Annotated in this window: 18 protein-coding genes; 10 read left to right on the top strand and 8 right to left on the bottom strand. The window is 67.7% G+C overall.

Features of this window, described 5'->3' with window-relative positions; translation table 11 throughout:
* The first annotated feature begins 22 nt into the window (after nucleotides 1–22).
* The 7 genes from dnaA (at nucleotide 23) to ACQ5SP_RS10510 (ending at nucleotide 8,000) form a co-directional block, all read left to right on the top strand.
* Nucleotides 23–1,411: a chromosomal replication initiator protein DnaA gene (gene dnaA / locus ACQ5SP_RS10540; protein ID WP_430938328.1), complete on the top strand. Its 1,389-nt coding sequence runs from the start codon at nucleotides 23–25 to the stop codon at nucleotides 1,409–1,411.
* 124 nt (nucleotides 1,412–1,535) lie between these two features.
* On the top strand, nucleotides 1,536–2,654 hold the full coding sequence (gene dnaN, locus ACQ5SP_RS10535; RefSeq protein WP_430938327.1) for a DNA polymerase III subunit beta: 1,119 nt from the start codon (nucleotides 1,536–1,538) through the stop codon (nucleotides 2,652–2,654).
* 67 nt (nucleotides 2,655–2,721) lie between these two features.
* Entirely contained in the window at nucleotides 2,722–3,825 is a 1,104-nt protein-coding gene (gene recF / locus ACQ5SP_RS10530; RefSeq protein WP_430938326.1) for a DNA replication/repair protein RecF, read from the top strand.
* 4 nt (nucleotides 3,826–3,829) lie between these two features.
* Nucleotides 3,830–4,264, top strand: a complete 435-nt coding sequence (locus ACQ5SP_RS10525) for a VOC family protein (RefSeq protein ID WP_430938325.1) — start codon at nucleotides 3,830–3,832, stop codon at nucleotides 4,262–4,264.
* Nucleotides 4,261–4,881 (top strand): LysE family translocator, encoded by a 621-nt coding sequence (locus ACQ5SP_RS10520; RefSeq protein ID WP_430938324.1) that lies wholly within the window; start codon nucleotides 4,261–4,263, stop codon nucleotides 4,879–4,881. Before ACQ5SP_RS10525 ends, ACQ5SP_RS10520 begins: the two co-directional genes overlap by 4 nt.
* 127 nt (nucleotides 4,882–5,008) lie before the next feature.
* Nucleotides 5,009–7,426, top strand: a complete 2,418-nt coding sequence (gyrB, locus tag ACQ5SP_RS10515) for a DNA topoisomerase (ATP-hydrolyzing) subunit B (protein WP_430938323.1) — start codon at nucleotides 5,009–5,011, stop codon at nucleotides 7,424–7,426.
* Between the two features lie 142 nt (nucleotides 7,427–7,568).
* The gene (locus tag ACQ5SP_RS10510; protein WP_430938322.1) at nucleotides 7,569–8,000 is read left to right on the top strand and encodes a DUF5333 domain-containing protein; all 432 of its coding nucleotides are present in this window, start codon (nucleotides 7,569–7,571) and stop codon (nucleotides 7,998–8,000) included.
* Between the two features lie 8 nt (nucleotides 8,001–8,008).
* Here ACQ5SP_RS10510 and ACQ5SP_RS10505 read toward each other — a convergent pair whose 3' ends face one another.
* Nucleotides 8,009–8,917 carry a rhodanese-related sulfurtransferase gene (locus tag ACQ5SP_RS10505; protein WP_430938321.1) on the bottom strand — a complete coding sequence of 303 codons (909 nt, stop codon included), beginning with the start codon at nucleotides 8,915–8,917 and terminating at the stop codon, nucleotides 8,009–8,011.
* Between the two features lie 94 nt (nucleotides 8,918–9,011).
* On the opposite strand from ACQ5SP_RS10505, the gene pncA reads away from it, so the two are divergent.
* The 3 genes from pncA to ACQ5SP_RS10490 all read left to right on the top strand — a co-directional run bounded on the left by pncA (nucleotide 9,012) and on the right by ACQ5SP_RS10490 (nucleotide 11,666).
* Entirely contained in the window at nucleotides 9,012–9,623 is a 612-nt protein-coding gene (gene pncA / locus ACQ5SP_RS10500; RefSeq protein WP_430938320.1) for a bifunctional nicotinamidase/pyrazinamidase, read from the top strand.
* A gap of 59 nt (nucleotides 9,624–9,682) precedes the next feature.
* The gene (pncB, locus tag ACQ5SP_RS10495; protein ID WP_430938319.1) at nucleotides 9,683–10,975 is read left to right on the top strand and encodes a nicotinate phosphoribosyltransferase; all 1,293 of its coding nucleotides are present in this window, start codon (nucleotides 9,683–9,685) and stop codon (nucleotides 10,973–10,975) included.
* Nucleotides 10,976–11,051: 76 nt separating this feature from the next.
* Nucleotides 11,052–11,666, top strand: a complete 615-nt coding sequence (locus ACQ5SP_RS10490; RefSeq protein WP_430938318.1) for a DUF2238 domain-containing protein — start codon at nucleotides 11,052–11,054, stop codon at nucleotides 11,664–11,666.
* Between the two features lie 3 nt (nucleotides 11,667–11,669).
* Here the strand turns inward: ACQ5SP_RS10490 and arfB are convergent, their stop codons facing one another.
* From arfB to ACQ5SP_RS10455, 7 genes are all read right to left on the bottom strand, one after another.
* Nucleotides 11,670–12,092 carry an alternative ribosome rescue aminoacyl-tRNA hydrolase ArfB gene (gene arfB, locus ACQ5SP_RS10485; protein ID WP_430938317.1) on the bottom strand — a complete coding sequence of 141 codons (423 nt, stop codon included), beginning with the start codon at nucleotides 12,090–12,092 and terminating at the stop codon, nucleotides 11,670–11,672.
* A gap of 257 nt (nucleotides 12,093–12,349) precedes the next feature.
* A complete protein-coding gene (locus ACQ5SP_RS10480; RefSeq protein WP_430938316.1) occupies nucleotides 12,350–12,970 on the bottom strand; it encodes a queuosine precursor transporter in 621 nt (206 codons plus the stop codon).
* Between the two features lie 115 nt (nucleotides 12,971–13,085).
* A complete protein-coding gene (locus ACQ5SP_RS10475; protein WP_430938315.1) occupies nucleotides 13,086–14,270 on the bottom strand; it encodes an aromatic amino acid transaminase in 1,185 nt (394 codons plus the stop codon).
* A gap of 10 nt (nucleotides 14,271–14,280) precedes the next feature.
* A complete protein-coding gene (locus tag ACQ5SP_RS10470; RefSeq protein ID WP_430938314.1) occupies nucleotides 14,281–14,847 on the bottom strand; it encodes a GNAT family N-acetyltransferase in 567 nt (188 codons plus the stop codon).
* Nucleotides 14,844–15,695: a 3-mercaptopyruvate sulfurtransferase gene (sseA, locus tag ACQ5SP_RS10465; RefSeq protein ID WP_430938313.1), complete on the bottom strand. Its 852-nt coding sequence runs from the start codon at nucleotides 15,693–15,695 to the stop codon at nucleotides 14,844–14,846. Before sseA ends, ACQ5SP_RS10470 begins: the two co-directional genes overlap by 4 nt.
* 78 nt (nucleotides 15,696–15,773) lie before the next feature.
* On the bottom strand, nucleotides 15,774–15,947 hold the full coding sequence (locus ACQ5SP_RS10460; protein WP_430938312.1) for a hypothetical protein: 174 nt from the start codon (nucleotides 15,945–15,947) through the stop codon (nucleotides 15,774–15,776).
* Nucleotides 15,948–15,988: 41 nt separating this feature from the next.
* Entirely contained in the window at nucleotides 15,989–16,252 is a 264-nt protein-coding gene (locus ACQ5SP_RS10455) for a hypothetical protein (RefSeq protein WP_430938311.1), read from the bottom strand.
* Between the last annotated feature and the right edge of the window lie 72 nt (nucleotides 16,253–16,324).

Here is a 16,324-nt window from a genome sequence, read left to right as displayed (position 1 = left end):
CGAATAAAATGACGGGTTGGAAATGACGCACGACACTTGGGGACGTGTACGCTCTGAGCTTTTGCAATCGGTTGGAAAAGATGCCTTCAAGAACTGGATAGAGCCCCTCGAGTTCGGAGAAATCTCCGACGGGGTGGCGCGGTTCTTCGTGCCGACCTCCTTCATGGGGACCTGGGTGTCGCGGAACTTCGGCGACGAGATCCTGCGCACCCTCGGGCGCAACGACATGGACGTGCACCGGCTCGACTTCTGCGTGAAATCGGGCGGCGCCGCCGTCGAGACCCCCGAGGCCGACCGGGCGGCTCCGGCGGAGGCGCCGGCAGACGAGACCATGGTCGCGCCGGATGCGCCCGGCCGCGACGACATCGACCTGCCGGGCGCGCCGCTCGATGTCCGCTTCACCTTCGAGACCTTCGTGGTCGGCAAGCCGAACGAGCTGGCCCATGCCGCCGCCCGCCGCGTGGCCGAGGGCGGGTCGGTCACCTTCAACCCGCTGTTCCTCTATGGCGGGGTGGGGCTTGGCAAGACGCACCTGATGCACGCCATCGCCTGGGACCTGCAGCGGCGGAACCCGCGGGCCAAGGTCGTCTATCTCTCGGCCGAGCAGTTCATGTACCGCTTCGTCCAGGCCTTGCGCTTCAAGGACATGATCGGCTTCAAGGAGCTGTTCCGCTCCGTCGACGTTCTGATGGTCGACGACGTGCAGTTCATCGCCGGCAAGGACTCGACCCAGGACGAGTTCTTCCACACCTTCAACGCGCTGGTGGACCAGAACAAGCAGATCATCATCTCGGCGGACCGGGCGCCGGGCGAGATCGACGGGCTGGAGGAACGCATCAAGTCGCGCCTGCAATGGGGCCTGGTGGTTGACCTGCACCCGACGGATTACGAACTGCGGCTCGGGATCCTCCAGCAGAAGGTCGAGGCGCAGCGCAGCATGTATCCCGATCTCAAGATCGCGGACGGCGTGCTCGAATTCCTCGCGCACCGCATCTCGACGAACGTGCGGGTCCTCGAGGGCGCGCTGACGCGGCTCTTCGCGTTTGCCTCGCTGGTCGGGCGCGAGGTGACACTGGACCTGGCGCAGGACTGCCTGGCCGATATCCTGCGGGCCTCCGATCGCAAGGTCACCATCGACGAGATCATCCGCAAGGTGGCCGACCACTACAATCTGCGGATGACGGACCTGCTGTCGACGCGGCGCACCCGCACCATCGCGCGGCCGCGGCAGGTGGCGATGTTCCTGGCCAAGACGCTGACGTCCAAGTCCCTGCCCGAGATCGGCCGGCGCTTCGGCGGGCGCGACCACACGACGGTGATCCACGCCGTGCGCAAGATCGAGGAACTGCGCGCCGTCGACAACCAGATCGACGAGGACGTGGAACTTCTGCGCCGCATGCTGGAGGCGTGAGGGGCGCGCGTGGCGGCGCGCCTCTTGACCCTCTGCCCGGTTCGTCGGACAGTCCTGAGAAAACCATTGTGTTACGGGTCGGTTCGGCTAGTCTCGCCGCCCCGACAGCCGAAGGAACGAGGGTATGAAGATCAGCATAGAGCGTGCCGCGCTGCTCAAGGCGATGGCCCAGGCGCAATCCGTCGTCGAACGCCGGAACACCATCCCGATCCTCGCCAATGTGTTGATCGAGGCCGACGGCGATTCCGTCAGCTTTCGCGCCACCGATCTCGACATCGAGGTGGTGGACAAGGCCGTGGCCCAGGTCGAGCGGTCGGGCGCGACAACCGTTGCGGCCCACACGCTCCACGAGATCGTGCGCAAGCTGCCCGACGGTGCGCTGGTCACGCTGGCCGATGACGGCGCCTCGGGCCGGCTCGAGGTCAGCGCCGGGCGCTCCAACTTCTCGCTTGCGACGCTGCCCAAGGAAGATTTCCCGGTGATGGCGTCGTCGGAATACAGTTCGAATTTCGCCGCGCCCGCCCCCGTGCTGCGCCGGCTTTTCGACAAGTCGAAATTCGCCATCTCGACCGAGGAGACGCGGTATTACCTGAACGGCGTCTACATGCACGTCGCCGAGGGCGAAGACGGCCGCGTGCTGCGCTGCGTCGCCACCGATGGCCACCGGCTCGCCCGGATCGACGCGCCGCTGCCCGCCGGCGCCGAGGACATGCCGGGCGTGATCGTGCCCCGCAAGACCGTCGGCGAGCTGCGCAAGCTTCTGGACGACGACGACACCGAGATCGCGGTTTCGGTCAGTGAAACCAAGGTGCGCTTCGCCACGCCCGAGATCACGCTGACCTCCAAGGTGATCGACGGCACCTTTCCCGATTACACGCGGGTCATTCCCATGGGCAACACCCGCAAGCTCGAGGTCGACGCGGCGGAGTTCGCCAAGGCCGTCGACCGCGTGGCGACGGTGTCGTCGGAGCGGTCGCGCGCGGTCAAGCTGCAGCTTGACGAGGACCGGCTGGTGCTGTCGGTCAATGCCCCGGACGCGGGCGCGGCCGAGGAGGAACTGGCCGTGGCCTATGGCGACGAGCGCCTCGAGATCGGCTTCAACGCCAAGTATCTGCTGGAGATCGCAAGCCAGGTCGATCGCGAGAACGCCGTGTTCCTGTTCAATTCCGCCGGCGACCCGACGCTGATGCGCGAGGGCGACGACACCTCGGCGATCTACGTCGTCATGCCGATGCGGGTGTGATCCTGGCCGCTTCGCGGCGGATCATGCCTCCGGCGGGGATATTTCCGCCACTTGGAAAGGCCGTTCCATGCCCCGGCTGGCGCTGACAGGACTGACGCTGGCGCAGTTCCGGTCCCATGCGGCGCTGCGGATGTCGTGCGACGGGCGCCCGGTCGCGATCCACGGCCCGAACGGCGCCGGCAAGACGAATATCCTCGAAGCGATCTCCCTGCTCTCGCCGGGGCGCGGGTTGCGCCGGGCCGGCGCCGACGAGATGGCGCGCCCGGGCGCCCCGGGCTGGAAGGTGTCGGCGCTGGTCGAGACGCCCGGGTCGAGCCACGAGGTCGAGACCTGGGTGGAGGATGCCGGCCCCCGGCAGGTGCGGATCGATGGCAAGGCGTCCCCGCAGGTCGCGCTGGGTCGCTTGCTGCGGGTGCTCTGGCTGGTACCGTCGATGGATCGGCTCTGGATCGAGGGCGCGGAAGGGCGGCGGCGTTTTCTCGACCGGATGACGATGAGCCTGACGCCCGACCATGCCGAGGCGGTGCTCGCCTACGAGAAGGCCATGCGCGAGCGCAACCGCCTTCTGAAGGAGGGTGTCGAGGATCCGGGCTGGTACGCTGCGCTCGAGCGGCAGATGGCGGCACACGGGGCCGACATCATGCAGAACCGGCTGGCGGCGTTGCACCGCCTGGCGACCGCGCAGGCCGGGGCCGAGACGGCGTTTCCCGCGGCGGAGCTGGCGCTGGAAGGGCCCGACGGCGTGGCGTTGCCCGAAACGGCCGAGGCGCTGGCGGACGCGCTGGCCCGGGGCCGCCCCCGCGACCTGCAGGCCGGGCGCACGCTGGCCGGGCCGCATCGCGCGGATCTTGTCGGCGTCTACGCGGCCAAGGGCATCGCGGCACGCCTCTGTTCGACCGGCGAGCAAAAGGCGCTGCTGGTCTCGCTGGTGCTTGCCAATGCCCGCGCCCTTGCGGAGGATTTCGGCGCGCCGCCGATCCTGCTGCTCGACGAGGTGGCGGCGCATCTCGATGCCGACCGGCGCGCGGCGCTCTACGACGAGATCGTGGCGCTCGGCGCGCAGGCCTGGATGACGGGGACCGGGCGCGAGCTGTTCGAGGCGTTGGGCGCGCGGGCGGCGTATCTGCACGTCACCGCGGCGGACGGACTGTCACGGGTGGAGGCGACGTAGGATCATGACCCCGCAACGCATCAGCGTCATCACGCTCGGCTGTTCGGACCTTGCCCGGTCGCGGGCCTTCTACAAGGCGCTGGGCTGGCGGGAAGCGCCCGCCTCGCAGGAGGCCGTCGCGTTTTTCCGGCTGCCGGGCCAGGTCCTGACGCTCTTCGGGCGCGCCGCGCTCGCCGCCGACCAGGGCCGGCCGGACGCGGCACTGGGCACCGGGGCGGTGACGCTGGCGCAGAATTTCGCCACCGAGGCCGCGGTCGACGCGGCCTTTGCCGCGGCGCTGGCGGCCGGCGCGACGGCGCTGAAGCCACCGGAGACGGTCTTCTGGGGCGGGTATTCCGGCTACTGGGCCGATCCGGACGGGCATGTGTGGGAAATGGCGATGAACCCGTTCTGGCCGCTCGACGACGCCGGGGCGGTCACCCTGCCGGAGGCGCCATGACGGTCACCGCCGCGCAGCTTCTGCTTTATGCCGGTGCCGTCCTGGCGCTCTTCCTGACGCCGGGGCCGGTCTGGGTCGCGCTGCTGGCGCGCGCGCTATCGGGCGGGTTCCATGCCGCCTGGCCCCTGGCGCTGGGCGTGGTGATCGGCGATGCGCTCTGGCCGCTGCTGGCGATTTTCGGCGTTGCCTGGATCGTTTCGGTCTATTCCGATTTCCTGATCGCGCTGCGCTATGGCGCGAGCCTGATCTTCCTGGTGATGGGGACGCTCCTGATCCGGCACGCCGACCGCAAGATCGACGGGGACAGCCGCCTGACCCGGCCCGGCATGTGGGCCGGCTTCTGGGCGGGGGTGCTGGTGATCATCGGCAATCCCAAGGCGATCCTGTTCTACATGGGGGTGTTGCCGGGCTTCTTCGACATCAGCCGGATCACCGTGCTCGACATCGCCGCGATCTGCGCCGTATCGATGCTGGTGCCCCTTCTGGGCAACGTGTTCATGGCCGCGTTCGTCGACAGGGTGCGGGCGGTTCTGACCTCGCCGGACGCGCTGCGGCGGACCAATATCGCGGCCGGCATTCTGCTGATCGCCGTGGGCCTGGCGATCCCCTTCACCTGAGCCGCCCGATCCCCGATTCGAATCATCCCAAGCCCCTGAAATCGCGACGGAAATAGTCGGGCTTGCGGCGTGACATTCCCGGGGGAAACCTATATCCTGTCGGCCAAAGACAAGAGGGTTTCCCGACATGACCGAAGAAAACCAGGCCGGGCAGGCATACGGCGCGGAATCCATCAAGGTTCTCAAGGGCCTGGAGGCCGTTCGCAAACGCCCGGGCATGTATATCGGTGACACCGATGACGGCTCCGGCCTGCACCACATGGTCTACGAGGTGGTGGACAACGGCATCGACGAGGCGCTTGCCGGGCACGCCGACCTGGTGACCGTCACGATTCATGCCGACGAGAGCATCTCGGTCACCGACAACGGTCGGGGCATCCCCGTCGACATCCACCAGGGAGAGGGCGTCTCGGCCGCCGAGGTCATCATGACCCAGCTCCATGCCGGGGGGAAATTCGACCAGAATTCCTACAAGGTGTCCGGTGGCCTGCATGGCGTCGGCGTTTCCGTGGTCAATGCCCTGTCCGACTGGCTCGAGCTGCGCATCTGGCGGGACGGCAAGGAACACCATGCCCGTTTCGAACGCGGCGAGACCGCCCAGCATCTGGAGGTGGTGGGCGATTCCGGCGGCAAGACCGGCACCGAGGTGCGCTTCCTCGCCTCGATGGATACGTTCTCGAACCGCGACTACAGTTTCAGGACGCTCGAGCACCGCCTGCGCGAACTCGCCTTCCTGAATTCCGGCGTGCATATCCGCCTGCGCGACGAGCGCCCGGCCGAGGCCGAGGAAATCGACATGCATTACGACGGGGGCGTGCGGGAATTCGTGCGCTACCTGGATCGCAACAAGCATCCGATGATCACCGAGCCCATCCATATCGAGGGTGAACGTGACGGCATCGGCATCGAGGTGGCGCTGTGGTGGAACGACGGCTACCACGAGACGGTCCTGCCCTTTACCAACAACATTCCGCAGCGCGACGGCGGCACGCATATGGCGGGCTTCCGGGGCGCGTTGACGCGAACCATCAACCTCTATGCCAGCAGCTCGGGACTGGCGAAGAAGGAAAAGGTCTCCTTCACCGGCGACGATGCCCGCGAGGGGCTCACCTGCGTGTTGTCGGTCAAGGTGCCGGATCCGAAATTCAGCTCGCAGACCAAGGACAAGCTCGTCAGCTCGGAGGTGCGCCCGGCGGTCGAGGGGCTGTTGAACGAAAAGCTTTCGGAGTGGTTCGAAGAGCATCCGAACGAGGCCAAGATGATCGTGGGCAAGATCGTCGAGGCCGCGCTGGCCCGCGAGGCCGCGCGCAAGGCGCGCGAGCTGACACGGCGCAAGACGGCGATGGACGTCGCCTCGCTGCCGGGCAAACTCGCCGACTGCCAGGAAAAGGACCCGGCGCTGTCGGAGCTTTTCCTCGTCGAGGGCGACTCGGCCGGCGGGTCGGCCAAGCAGGGCCGGGCACGGGCCAACCAGGCGGTGCTGCCGCTGCGTGGCAAGATCCTGAACGTGGAACGAGCCCGGTTCGACCGCATGCTGTCGAGCCAGGAGATCGGCACGCTGATCACCGCGCTCGGCACGGGGATCGGCCGTGACGAGTTCGACCTGTCGAAGCTGCGCTATCACAAGATCATCATCATGACGGACGCGGATGTCGACGGCGCCCATATCCGGACGCTGTTGCTGACCTTCTTCTTCCGCCAGATGCCCGAGATCATCGAGAACGGGCATCTCTACATCGCGGAGCCGCCGCTCTACAAGGTGATGCGCGGCAAGTCCGAGGTGTACCTGAAGGATGAGCCGGCGCTCGAGGATTACCTGATTGCACAGGGCGTCGACGGCGCCGTCCTGCGGCTTGGCAACGGCGAGGAGATCACCGGCCAGGACCTGGCCCGGCTGGTCGAGGAGGCGCGCCAGGTGCGCCGCGTGCTCACCGCCTTCCCGACGCACTACCCGCGCCACATCCTCGAGCAGGCGGCGATCGCCGGGGCCCTCGTGCCGGGACAGGTGGATGCCGATCCGCAGGCCACTGCCGACGCGGTGGCCGAGCGGCTGGATCTCGTGGCGCTCGAATACGAACGCGGCTGGCAGGGTCGTCCGACCCAGGATGCGGGTCTGCGCTTCACGCGCGTGCTGCGCGGCGTCGAAGAGGTGCGCACGCTCGACGGACCGGTGTTGCGGTCGGGCGAGGCGCGCAAGCTGGCCGGGTTCACGGAGAGCCTGCAAGAGATCTACGGCGTTCCGGCGGTTCTGGGCCGCAAGGAAAAGCGCGAGCTGATCCATGGCCCGACAGAGCTGCTCGAGGCCATCCTCGACGAGGGGCAGCGCGGGCTCACGCTGCAGCGGTACAAGGGCCTGGGCGAAATGAATCCCGACCAGCTCTGGGAAACGACGCTGGACCCGGAGGCGCGGACATTGCTGCAGGTCCGGGTCGCGGACGTCGCCGAAGCCGACGACATCTTCACCAAGCTGATGGGCGACGTCGTGGAGCCCCGCCGCGAGTTCATCCAGCAGAACGCGCTCAGCGTCGAGAACCTGGATTTCTGAGCCATCCCCCGGCGGCGGGGGGGCGGACCTGCCTCGGCGGGATTCCGCGCCGCGGTGATGCCGTGGCGCGCGGAGTCTTCGCCAAGTCGGGCGTCCTTCCTATATTGCAAGCCAGAGCCGTAACCGTCCGACTAGGAGTCCCATGCCGGGATCGCGCCACCACCCATCGCTTGCCGCCGGCTTGCTGGCCGCCGCCCTTGCCGTTGCGACGCCTGCCGGCGCGAACGGCGAGTTGCCGCCGCTGCGCGAGCAGGACTACATCTACAACCGCCTCTTCGCCGCCGCGGTGGGTGACGAGATCCGCAAGGCCTGTCCGACCATCTCGCCACGGTGGTTCCGCGTGCTGCGCGGCCGCTACGACCTGGAAAACCGGGCGCGGGATCTCGGCTATACCCGCGAACAGGTCGAGGCCTTCATCGAGTCGGAAGCGGAACAGGACCGGATGCGGCGGCTGCGCGACGCCTATCTGGAACGTCACGACGTGGTGGAAGGCGACATCGAAAGCTACTGCCGCCTGGGCCGGGCGGAAATCGAACGCAACAGCCTGATCGGCTACCTTCTGCGCGAACACTGACGGGCGTGTCAGCCGCCGAGATGCCGCGCGCCGCGCGCCGCGGCGAGCCGGACCTGCCGGTGGCGTTCCCGGAACCGGTCGCGGTCGGCCTCGTCGTATTCGTCGATGCAATGGTGGCAGGCCGCGCCCGCCTCGTAGTCGGGGTGCCGCGTGTCTTCGGGCGTCAGGGGCCGTCGGCAGGCATGGCAGAGCACATGCGGCCCCTCGCGCAGGCCGTGCCCGACTGACACGCGCCCGTCGAAGACGAAGCAGTCGCCGCGCCAGAGGCTTTCGGCCTCCGGCACCTCCTCGAGATATTTCAGGATGCCGCCCTTGAGGTGGTAGACGTCCTCCACCCCCTGGCCGAGCAGGTAGTTGGTCGACTTCTCGCAGCGGATGCCGCCGGTGCAGAACATCGCGATCCGCTTGTTGTGGAAGCGGTGGCGGTTGGCGGCCCACCAGACGGGGAAGTCGCCGAACCGTTCCGTGCCGGGATCGATCGCCCCCTCGAAACTGCCGATCGCCACCTCGTAGGCGTTGCGTGTGTCGATCACCGCGACGTCCGGCGCCGCGATCAGGGCGTTCCAGTCCGCCGGGTCGACATAGTGGCCGGTGCCGGCCCGCGGGTCGACCCCGGGCTGGCCCATGGTCACGATCTCGCGTTTCAGCCGTACCTTCATCCGGCCGAAGGGCATCTCGGCGGCGGAACTCTCCTTGTGCTCGAGCGTTTCCATTCCGGGGATCGCCCGCAGATGTGCCAACAGCCGGTCGATCCCCGCGCGCGGTCCGGCGACCGTGCCGTTGATCCCTTCGGGCGCGAGCAGCAGCGAGCCGCGCAGGCCCGCGTCCGTGCAGAGCCGGCGCAGGGGCGCGCGCAACACGGCAGGGTCCGGCAGGCGGACGAAATGGTAGAGTGCGGCGACCGTTACATGCGTCATGCGCCCCCCATACGCCCGATACCCGCCGGGCCGCAACGCCATTGACGCGATGGCAGGGGTTGCATACCCCCGGAGCAAGGCAAAGGAGAATGCCATGACCCGTCCCGAGACCGAAGCCCTGATCGTGGTCGACGTGCAGAACGATTTCTGCCCCGGCGGCGCGCTCGAGGTGCCCGACGGCGACGCGATCCTGCCGGGGATCAACGCGCTGATGGAGGCGTTCCAGGTGGTGATCCTGACCCAGGACTGGCACCCGGCCGGCCATTCTTCCTTCGCCTCGCAGCACGAGGGCAAATCGCCTTTCGAGGTGACGGAGATGCCCTACGGGGCGCAGGTGCTTTGGCCGGACCACTGCGTGCAGGGCACCACCGGCGCGGCCTTCCACCGGGATCTCGACACGGACCGGGCGCAGATGATCGTCCGCAAGGGTTTCCGCCCGGCGATCGACAGCTACTCGGCCTTTTTCGAGAACGATCACGAGACGCCCACGGGGCTCGAGGGCTACCTGCGCGAACGCGGCGTCGACACGGTGACGCTGGTCGGCCTCGCGCTTGATTTCTGCGTCCATTACTCGGCCGTTGACGCGGCGCGGCTCGGTTTCCGCACCCATGTCCTGGAACAGCATTGCCGTGCCATCGACCTCGAGTCCTCGCTCGAGGAGGCGCTCGAGTCGATGAAGGCGGCGGGCGTGGAACTCGGCCACTAGCTGGACAGCGCCTGCCGGCCTTGCTTTAACGGGGGCCGCTGCCGCAGCCGGAGGCCCCCATGGTCGATATCGCCACGCGTGTCTACAATCACCACTGGAAGATCGACCCGATCGTCCGGTCGCTGATCGATACGGATTTCTACAAGCTTCTGATGTGCCAGTCGGTCTTTCGCAACAAGCCCGATACGCGCGTGACCTTCGAACTGATCAACCGCAGCGCCGAGATCCCGCTGGCCCGCCTGATCGACGAGGGCGAACTGCGCGAGCAGCTCGACCATATCCGTTCGCTCAGCCTCAGCCGGGGGGAATCGACCTGGCTGCGCGGCAACATGTTCTACGGCAAGCGGCAGATGTTCCGGCCGGACTTCATGGAATGGTTCGAGAACCTGCGCCTGCCGGACTATCATCTCGAACGCCGCGGCGACCAGTACCAGCTGACCTTCGAGGGCGCCTGGCCGGAGGTCATGCTGTGGGAGATACCGGCGCTGGCCGTGCTGATGGAACTGCGCTCGCGCGCGGTGCTGAACGAGATGGGCAAGTTCGAGCTGCAGGTGCTCTATGCCCGCGCCATGACCAAGCTCTGGGAAAAGGTCGAGCGGCTGCGCGGGCTCGGCGGGCTGAAGCTGGCGGATTTCGGCACCCGGCGGCGGCACAGCTTCCTCTGGCAGGACTGGTGCGTGCAGGCCCTGATGGAGGGGCTGGGCGAGGCCTTCGTCGGCACCTCGAACTGCCTGATCGCCAAGAACCGCGAGGTGGAGGCCATCGGCACCAATGCCCACGAACTGCCCATGGTCTATGCCGCGCTGGCCGACACCGACGCGGACCTCGCCCGTGCGCCCTACCAGGTGCTGGCCGACTGGCACGAGGAGCATTCGGGCAACCTGCGGATCATCCTGCCCGACACCTTCGGGTCGGAGAATTTCCTCGAGAACGCGCCGGACTGGCTGGCGGGCTGGACCGGCATCCGCGTGGATTCCGGCGACCCGGCCACCGGGGCCGAGCGCGCCATCGCCTGGTGGACATCCCGTGGCGAGGACCCGCGGGAGAAGCTGGTGATCTTCTCCGACGGGCTGGACGTGGAGGTGATCGCGGACCTGCATGCGCGTTTCCGCGACCGGGTGCGGGTGAGCTTTGGCTGGGGAACGCTGCTGACCAACGATTTCCGCGGGCTGGTGGACGGCGACCGGCTGGCGCCCTTCAGCCTGGTCTGCAAGGCCGCCGAGGCCGAGGGCCGGCCCTGCGTGAAGCTGTCGGACAACCCCGAGAAGGCGACCGGGCCGGTCGACGAGATCGCCCGCTACAAGCGCGTCTTCGGGGTGGGCGAACAGGAGCGGATGGAGGTCGTGGTGTGACGGCCATGGCGTCGGGGGCAGCGTCGACTGCCTGCCCGCCCTTGCCACCCCGCCCGCGTCGCGCCATCCTTTGCCGATGACCCGCCCCACCGCACAGGCCGCCCATCCGACCCGCGCAGAATGGGCCGTGGCTGGCGTGACGCTCGCCTATGTGCTGGGCTTCACCGCCTGGTTCTTCGCCATCGGCAATTTCGAGTTCATCGTCTACGTCATCACCATGGCCGGGCTGATCGCGCTGGTTGGCCTCAACCTTGCGCGCGCGGCCTTCCCGCCGGTGATGCTCTGGGCGCTGAGCCTCTGGGGGCTGTTGCACATGGCCGGGGGCGGCGTGCCGGTCGGGGACTCGGTGCTCTATTCCATGCCGCTGCTGCCGCTGGTCGAGACCGAGCGTTACATGATCCTGAAATACGACCAGGCGGTGCATGCCTACGGGTTCGGGGTCACGGCCTGGCTGCTCTGGCACCTGATGACGCGGCATTTCCCGGCGACGCGGGGCAGCGTGACGGCGCTGGTCTACCCGCTCTTCGGGGCGATGGGGCTGGGGGCGCTGAACGAGATGATCGAGTTCACCGCCGTCCTGCTGGTGCCCGAGACGAATGTGGGCGGCTACTACAACACCGCGCTCGACCTCGTCTTCAACGCGCTTGGCGCGGGGGTGGCGGTGGCGCTGATCGGGTTCGGGCGGCGCTAGCGGTCAGTCCTCGCCCTCCACGGGGCCGCGCAACGCCTTGGTCTGCCCGCGCTTCTTCTTGGCCGCGAGCCGCTTGCGTTTCTGGCCGTGCGGCACGCGGGTCGGCACGCGGCGCTTGGGCGTCTCGGTGGCCTTGCGGATCAGCGCGGCGAGCCGGTCGCGGGCGATCTCGCGGTTGCGCGCCTGGCTGCGCGTGTCCTCGACCCGGATCAGCACCGCGCCGTCGGCGGTCCAGCGCCGCCCGGCCAGCCGCCGCAGCCGCCGCTTCACCGGATCGGGCAGATGGGGCGAGCGCTCCGCCTCGAAGCGCAGCTCGACCGCGGTGGCCACCTTGTTCACGTTCTGCCCGCCGGGACCCGAGGATCGCACGAAATGCTCGGTCACCTCCCAGTCCTCGATGGCGATATCTTCGGTGATGCGGATCATGCGGGCAGCATAGAGCCGCACCACGAGACGAGAAAGGGCCGCCCGGCGTTCCGGACGGCCCTCCCGAGATCAAAGGAGATGGGCCAGGTGGGTCCTGCCCCATCGAAGGGTCCCGCGTCGGGGCTGCCCTAGGCGAAAACCCTCCGATGATGCCCGACCTCTTTCTCCAATATCACTCTAGACACTGGACCACCTCCTTTCTGCTCTGTTGCCGTTATCAGGAAGCGTGCCACAGATTTTGTGTTTGTCAAAAGTTTTTACGCTACCTGTGCCCTCAGCCGGTCCACGATCAGGCGGAAGGGCACCAGCGCGACGGCCGCGATGGCCAGCTTGACGCCGTAATCGGCGACCGCGAGCGACACCCAGAGCGGCGCGACGGGACCCGCACCCAGGAGCGGCAGCGCCTCGTTGGCCCAGGCCACGTCGTTCGCCGGCTCGAGGAAGGCCAGCTGTGCCGAGAAGGCGATCGAGAAGAAAAGCGCGGTGTCCAGCGTCGAGCCGATCAGCGACGAGGCCAGCGGTGCGCGCCACCACGCGCCCTGCCGCAGCCGGTCGAAGATCGCCACGTCCAGCATCTGCGCCACGAGGAAGGCCGACCCCGAGGCCAGCGCGATGCGCCAGGTTACGAGCGGGCCGAACTCGCCCTGGATCTGGGTGCCGATGAGCGAGCAGATCACCCCGGTGACGAACCCCGCGAAGACGACCCTGCGCGCGGCGGCGGGGCCGTAGATGCGGTTCATCACGTCGGTGACAAGGAAGGCGAAGGGATAGGTGAAGGCCCCCCATGTCAGCCACTGGCCGTAGAGGAACTGCACGAGAATGTTGGAGGTGACGACGATGATCGCCATCGCGATCACGCCGGGCAGGTAGCGGGACATGACTGTGCTCCGTTTTTTATACAAGGTCGCGGCGACTTGTCGGCCCGCGCGGGGCCGGTGACGCGGCGGCATACGCCCGCCGCGCCGGCAGATCAAGGGAAATCTCGGGCCGGCCTCAGACGCCGGCCTTGACGATGGCCTCGGCCAGGATCGGCACGGTATCCTTGTTGAGCCCGGCGATGTTGATGCGCGAGTCCCCCACCATGTAGATGCCGTGGCTCTCGCGCATGGCCTGCACCTGCTCGGGCGTCGCGCCCAGCCGCGAGAACATGCCGCGATGCTCCTTGATGAAGGAGAAGCGATCCGAGCCGGTCATCTGCTGCAGCGTTCCGGCCAGCTGCTCGCGCAGATCCAGCATGCCGAGGCGCACGTCTTCCAGCTCGTCCATCCAGTCGGCCTTCAGCGCCGGGGTCTCCAGCACCATGGTCACCAGCCGCGCCCCGTGATCCGGCGGGAACGAGAAGTTCTGGCGGTTGAGATGCGCCAGGCTGCCCTGTGTGACGTCGCGCGTCTTCTCGTCGGGCGCGATGGCCAGGACGATGCCGGTCCGCTCGCGGTAGATGCCGAAATTCTTGGAACAGCTCGCCGCGATCAGCATTTCCGGAACGCGCCCGGCCAGGTGGCGCACGCCTGCGGCGTCCTTCTCGATCCCGTCGCCGAAGCCCTGGTAGGCGATGTCGATGAAGGGCATCGCCTGCTTTTCCAGCAACAGGTCGCCCACCTGCTGCCACTGGACGGGGTTCAAGTTGGCGCCGGTCGGGTTGTGGCAGCAGCCATGCAGCAGCACCACGTCGCCCGGCTTCACCTGCTCGAGATCGGCCATCATGCCGTCGAAATCGACGGCGCGGCTTTCGTCGTCGAAATAGCGGTACTCGGTGAAGGGAACCTTCAGATGCTTGAGGATCGACAGGTGGTTCGGCCATGTGGGCGACGAGACGAAGACCCGCGCCTCGGGCGCGGCCATCTGGATCAGCTCCAGCGACTGGCGGATCGCCCCCGTGCCGCCCGGCGTATGCGCGGCGGCGATACGCGCGCGATCGACCGAGTCGGCCAACACGAGATCCGTCATCGCCTTGTGGTAGCCGGCATCGCCGACCAGCCCGGTATAGGCCTTGGTCGTTTCCATTTCCCAGAGCTGCTTTTCCGCGTTCTTCACGGCCCGCATGATCGGGGTCACACCCTCGGCGTTGCGGTAGACGCCGACGCCGAGATCGACTTTCTCCTCGCGCGGGTCCTCGCGATACATCTGCATGAGTTGCAGGATCTTGTCGGCCGGAAGTGGTTTCAGTGCGCCAAACATGGTCTGCCTTTCATTCTGGGATGCGCGACAGGTCGCGGTCGCGGGTGAGTATACGGGATCTCTCTTCCTGCCGCACCGGCGCGAAGCCGTTTTTCTGGTAGTTAATCAGCGCGCGGGGGTGATCCAGCGTGCAGGTGTTGACGGTCATCTTCTCGATGCCATCGCGGTCCCAGCCCGTATGCACGGCCGTCTGCAGCAGGAACGTGCCGAGCCCGCGGCCAACCGCCTCGGGGACGAGGCCGAAATAGGCCAGTTCGCAGGTGCCGGGCCGGCGCCAGTCCAGCAGGAAGAACCCGTGCGGCCAGCCGTCCGAGAGCAGGGTGTAGAGCGTCACGTCCGGGTGGTGCAGCATCGCCCGGACCGTCTCGGGATCTTCCGCGTGCATGTCCTCCCAGGCGTGGTCGCGCCCCACCGCGTCGTAGAGCGCGAGGAAGTACCAGACCGGCGGCGTGTCGGAGGGCAGCAGCGTGACCGGGATGTTCGCGGGCGCATGCGGCCACGGGTAGCCCGGCCGCTCCGTCATCTCGAGCCAGGTCACGGTGTAGGCGACCTCGGTTCCGGCTGGCTGGCGGGTCATCCGGTCTCCACTTTCAGCTCGTCGAACATGCCCCATTCGGCCCAGGACCCGTCATAGAGCGCATGGGCGCGATGACCGACCCGCTCGAGCGCGAGGTTGATGATCGCGGCCGTGACGCCCGACCCGCAGGTGGTGATGACCGGCTTGCCGAGATCGGCGCCAGCCGCGGCGAAGACGGATTTCAGCGCCTCGGGATCCTTCATCGTGCCGTCCTCGTTCAGCAGGGCGCGGTAATGGAGGTTCCGCGAGCCGGGGATGCGCCCGCCGCGCAGGCCCGCGCGCGGCTCGGGCTCGGTCCCGGCAAAGCGGCCGGGCGAGCGCGCGTCGAGGATCTGTGACGCGCCCAGCTTCGAGGCCTCCGCCACCTGGGTGACGTCCTTGATCAGATGCGCCTGGCGCCGGGCGGTCATGTGACGTTCGCGCAGGATCGGGGCCATGTCCTCGATCGGGCGGCCCTCGGCCTGCCATTTCGGCAAGCCGCCGTCGAGCACGGCCACGTCGTCATGGCCCATCAGCTTGAACAGCCACCAGACGCGCGCCGCCGAGAAGAGCCCCGCGCCGTCATAGACCACGACCTGGTGGCCGTCGCCCACGCCCATGGCGCGCATGCGGCTCATGAACTTCTCGGGCGGGGGCGCCGTGTGCGGCAGCTCCGAGCGCGTGTCCGCGATCTCGTCGATATCGAAGAACCGGGCCCCGGGGATATGGGCGGCGGCATATTCGGCTTTCGGGTCACGCTCTGCATCGGGCATGTACCACGAGGCGTCCAGCACCCGCAGGTCCGGGTCGTTCAGATGCTGCGCCAGCCAGTCGGTGGATACGAGCGTTTTCGGGTCGTCTTGAGGCATCGCGGGCTCCTCTGCGTTCTGACACACGGAGTTACGCGCTTGACCCCGCGGAGGCAAGCGCGCAGGGCTGCGCCCACCTCAGTCGCAGGGGTCGGTTGCGGTCCGCCGTGCCGCGACACCGATCTCGAGCATGATGCAGGGAAAGCCGAAGACCAGCAGCAACACGGTCCCGACGAACAGCCCCGCGTTGATCAACGACGTGTCGCGCGCCACGTGGTCACTGAGATAGATCAGCACGATCACGCAGCACACCAGGCATCCCGACAGCAGGTTGGCATTGGTCGCGAAGCGGGTCAGCCGGACCCGCGAATCTCGCGCAGCAGTCCTGCCAGCGCCATGAGGGTCGCCCCGCCGCACCCGCCGATGACCAGCGCCGGCAGGCCGCCGCTCGTCGCCAGCGTGCCGGCCACCGCCCCGGCGCCGGCCGCCAGTGCGCCGCCGGCCAGTCCGCAGAGCGTGTTTCCGCCCAGTCCGAGATTGAGCTGTTTCAGCAGACCGCCGGCGAGGTTGCCCCCGAGGCTCCCCGCGGCGATGTGGAATGCAATCGTCTCGATCATACGCAACCTGCGACACTGACACACAAATCAACTCACCCGGCACAGGCTACGGACCAGGCGCAGAGCGGCAAC

The organism is Rhodovulum sp. YNF3179 (assembly GCF_050586465.1).
Taxonomy (GTDB): domain Bacteria; phylum Pseudomonadota; class Alphaproteobacteria; order Rhodobacterales; family Rhodobacteraceae; genus CAJXYS01.
Note: the sequence above shows the minus strand (reverse complement) of the source record. Positions and strands in the feature narration are given on the sequence as shown.

Coding starts and splice junctions, on each gene's coding strand:
- dnaA (WP_430938328.1), top strand. CDS start 23: ATGACGCACGACACTTGGGGACGTGTACGCTCTGAGCTTTTGCAATCG.
- dnaN (WP_430938327.1), top strand. CDS start 1,536: ATGAAGATCAGCATAGAGCGTGCCGCGCTGCTCAAGGCGATGGCCCAG.
- recF (WP_430938326.1), top strand. CDS start 2,722: ATGCCCCGGCTGGCGCTGACAGGACTGACGCTGGCGCAGTTCCGGTCC.
- ACQ5SP_RS10525 (WP_430938325.1), top strand. CDS start 3,830: ATGACCCCGCAACGCATCAGCGTCATCACGCTCGGCTGTTCGGACCTT.
- ACQ5SP_RS10520 (WP_430938324.1), top strand. CDS start 4,261: ATGACGGTCACCGCCGCGCAGCTTCTGCTTTATGCCGGTGCCGTCCTG.
- gyrB (WP_430938323.1), top strand. CDS start 5,009: ATGACCGAAGAAAACCAGGCCGGGCAGGCATACGGCGCGGAATCCATC.
- ACQ5SP_RS10510 (WP_430938322.1), top strand. CDS start 7,569: ATGCCGGGATCGCGCCACCACCCATCGCTTGCCGCCGGCTTGCTGGCC.
- ACQ5SP_RS10505 (WP_430938321.1), bottom strand. CDS start 8,917: ATGACGCATGTAACGGTCGCCGCACTCTACCATTTCGTCCGCCTGCCG.
- pncA (WP_430938320.1), top strand. CDS start 9,012: ATGACCCGTCCCGAGACCGAAGCCCTGATCGTGGTCGACGTGCAGAAC.
- pncB (WP_430938319.1), top strand. CDS start 9,683: ATGGTCGATATCGCCACGCGTGTCTACAATCACCACTGGAAGATCGAC.
- ACQ5SP_RS10490 (WP_430938318.1), top strand. CDS start 11,052: ATGACCCGCCCCACCGCACAGGCCGCCCATCCGACCCGCGCAGAATGG.
- arfB (WP_430938317.1), bottom strand. CDS start 12,092: ATGATCCGCATCACCGAAGATATCGCCATCGAGGACTGGGAGGTGACC.
- ACQ5SP_RS10480 (WP_430938316.1), bottom strand. CDS start 12,970: ATGTCCCGCTACCTGCCCGGCGTGATCGCGATGGCGATCATCGTCGTC.
- ACQ5SP_RS10475 (WP_430938315.1), bottom strand. CDS start 14,270: ATGTTTGGCGCACTGAAACCACTTCCGGCCGACAAGATCCTGCAACTC.
- ACQ5SP_RS10470 (WP_430938314.1), bottom strand. CDS start 14,847: ATGACCCGCCAGCCAGCCGGAACCGAGGTCGCCTACACCGTGACCTGG.
- sseA (WP_430938313.1), bottom strand. CDS start 15,695: ATGCCTCAAGACGACCCGAAAACGCTCGTATCCACCGACTGGCTGGCG.
- ACQ5SP_RS10455 (WP_430938311.1), bottom strand. CDS start 16,252: ATGATCGAGACGATTGCATTCCACATCGCCGCGGGGAGCCTCGGGGGC.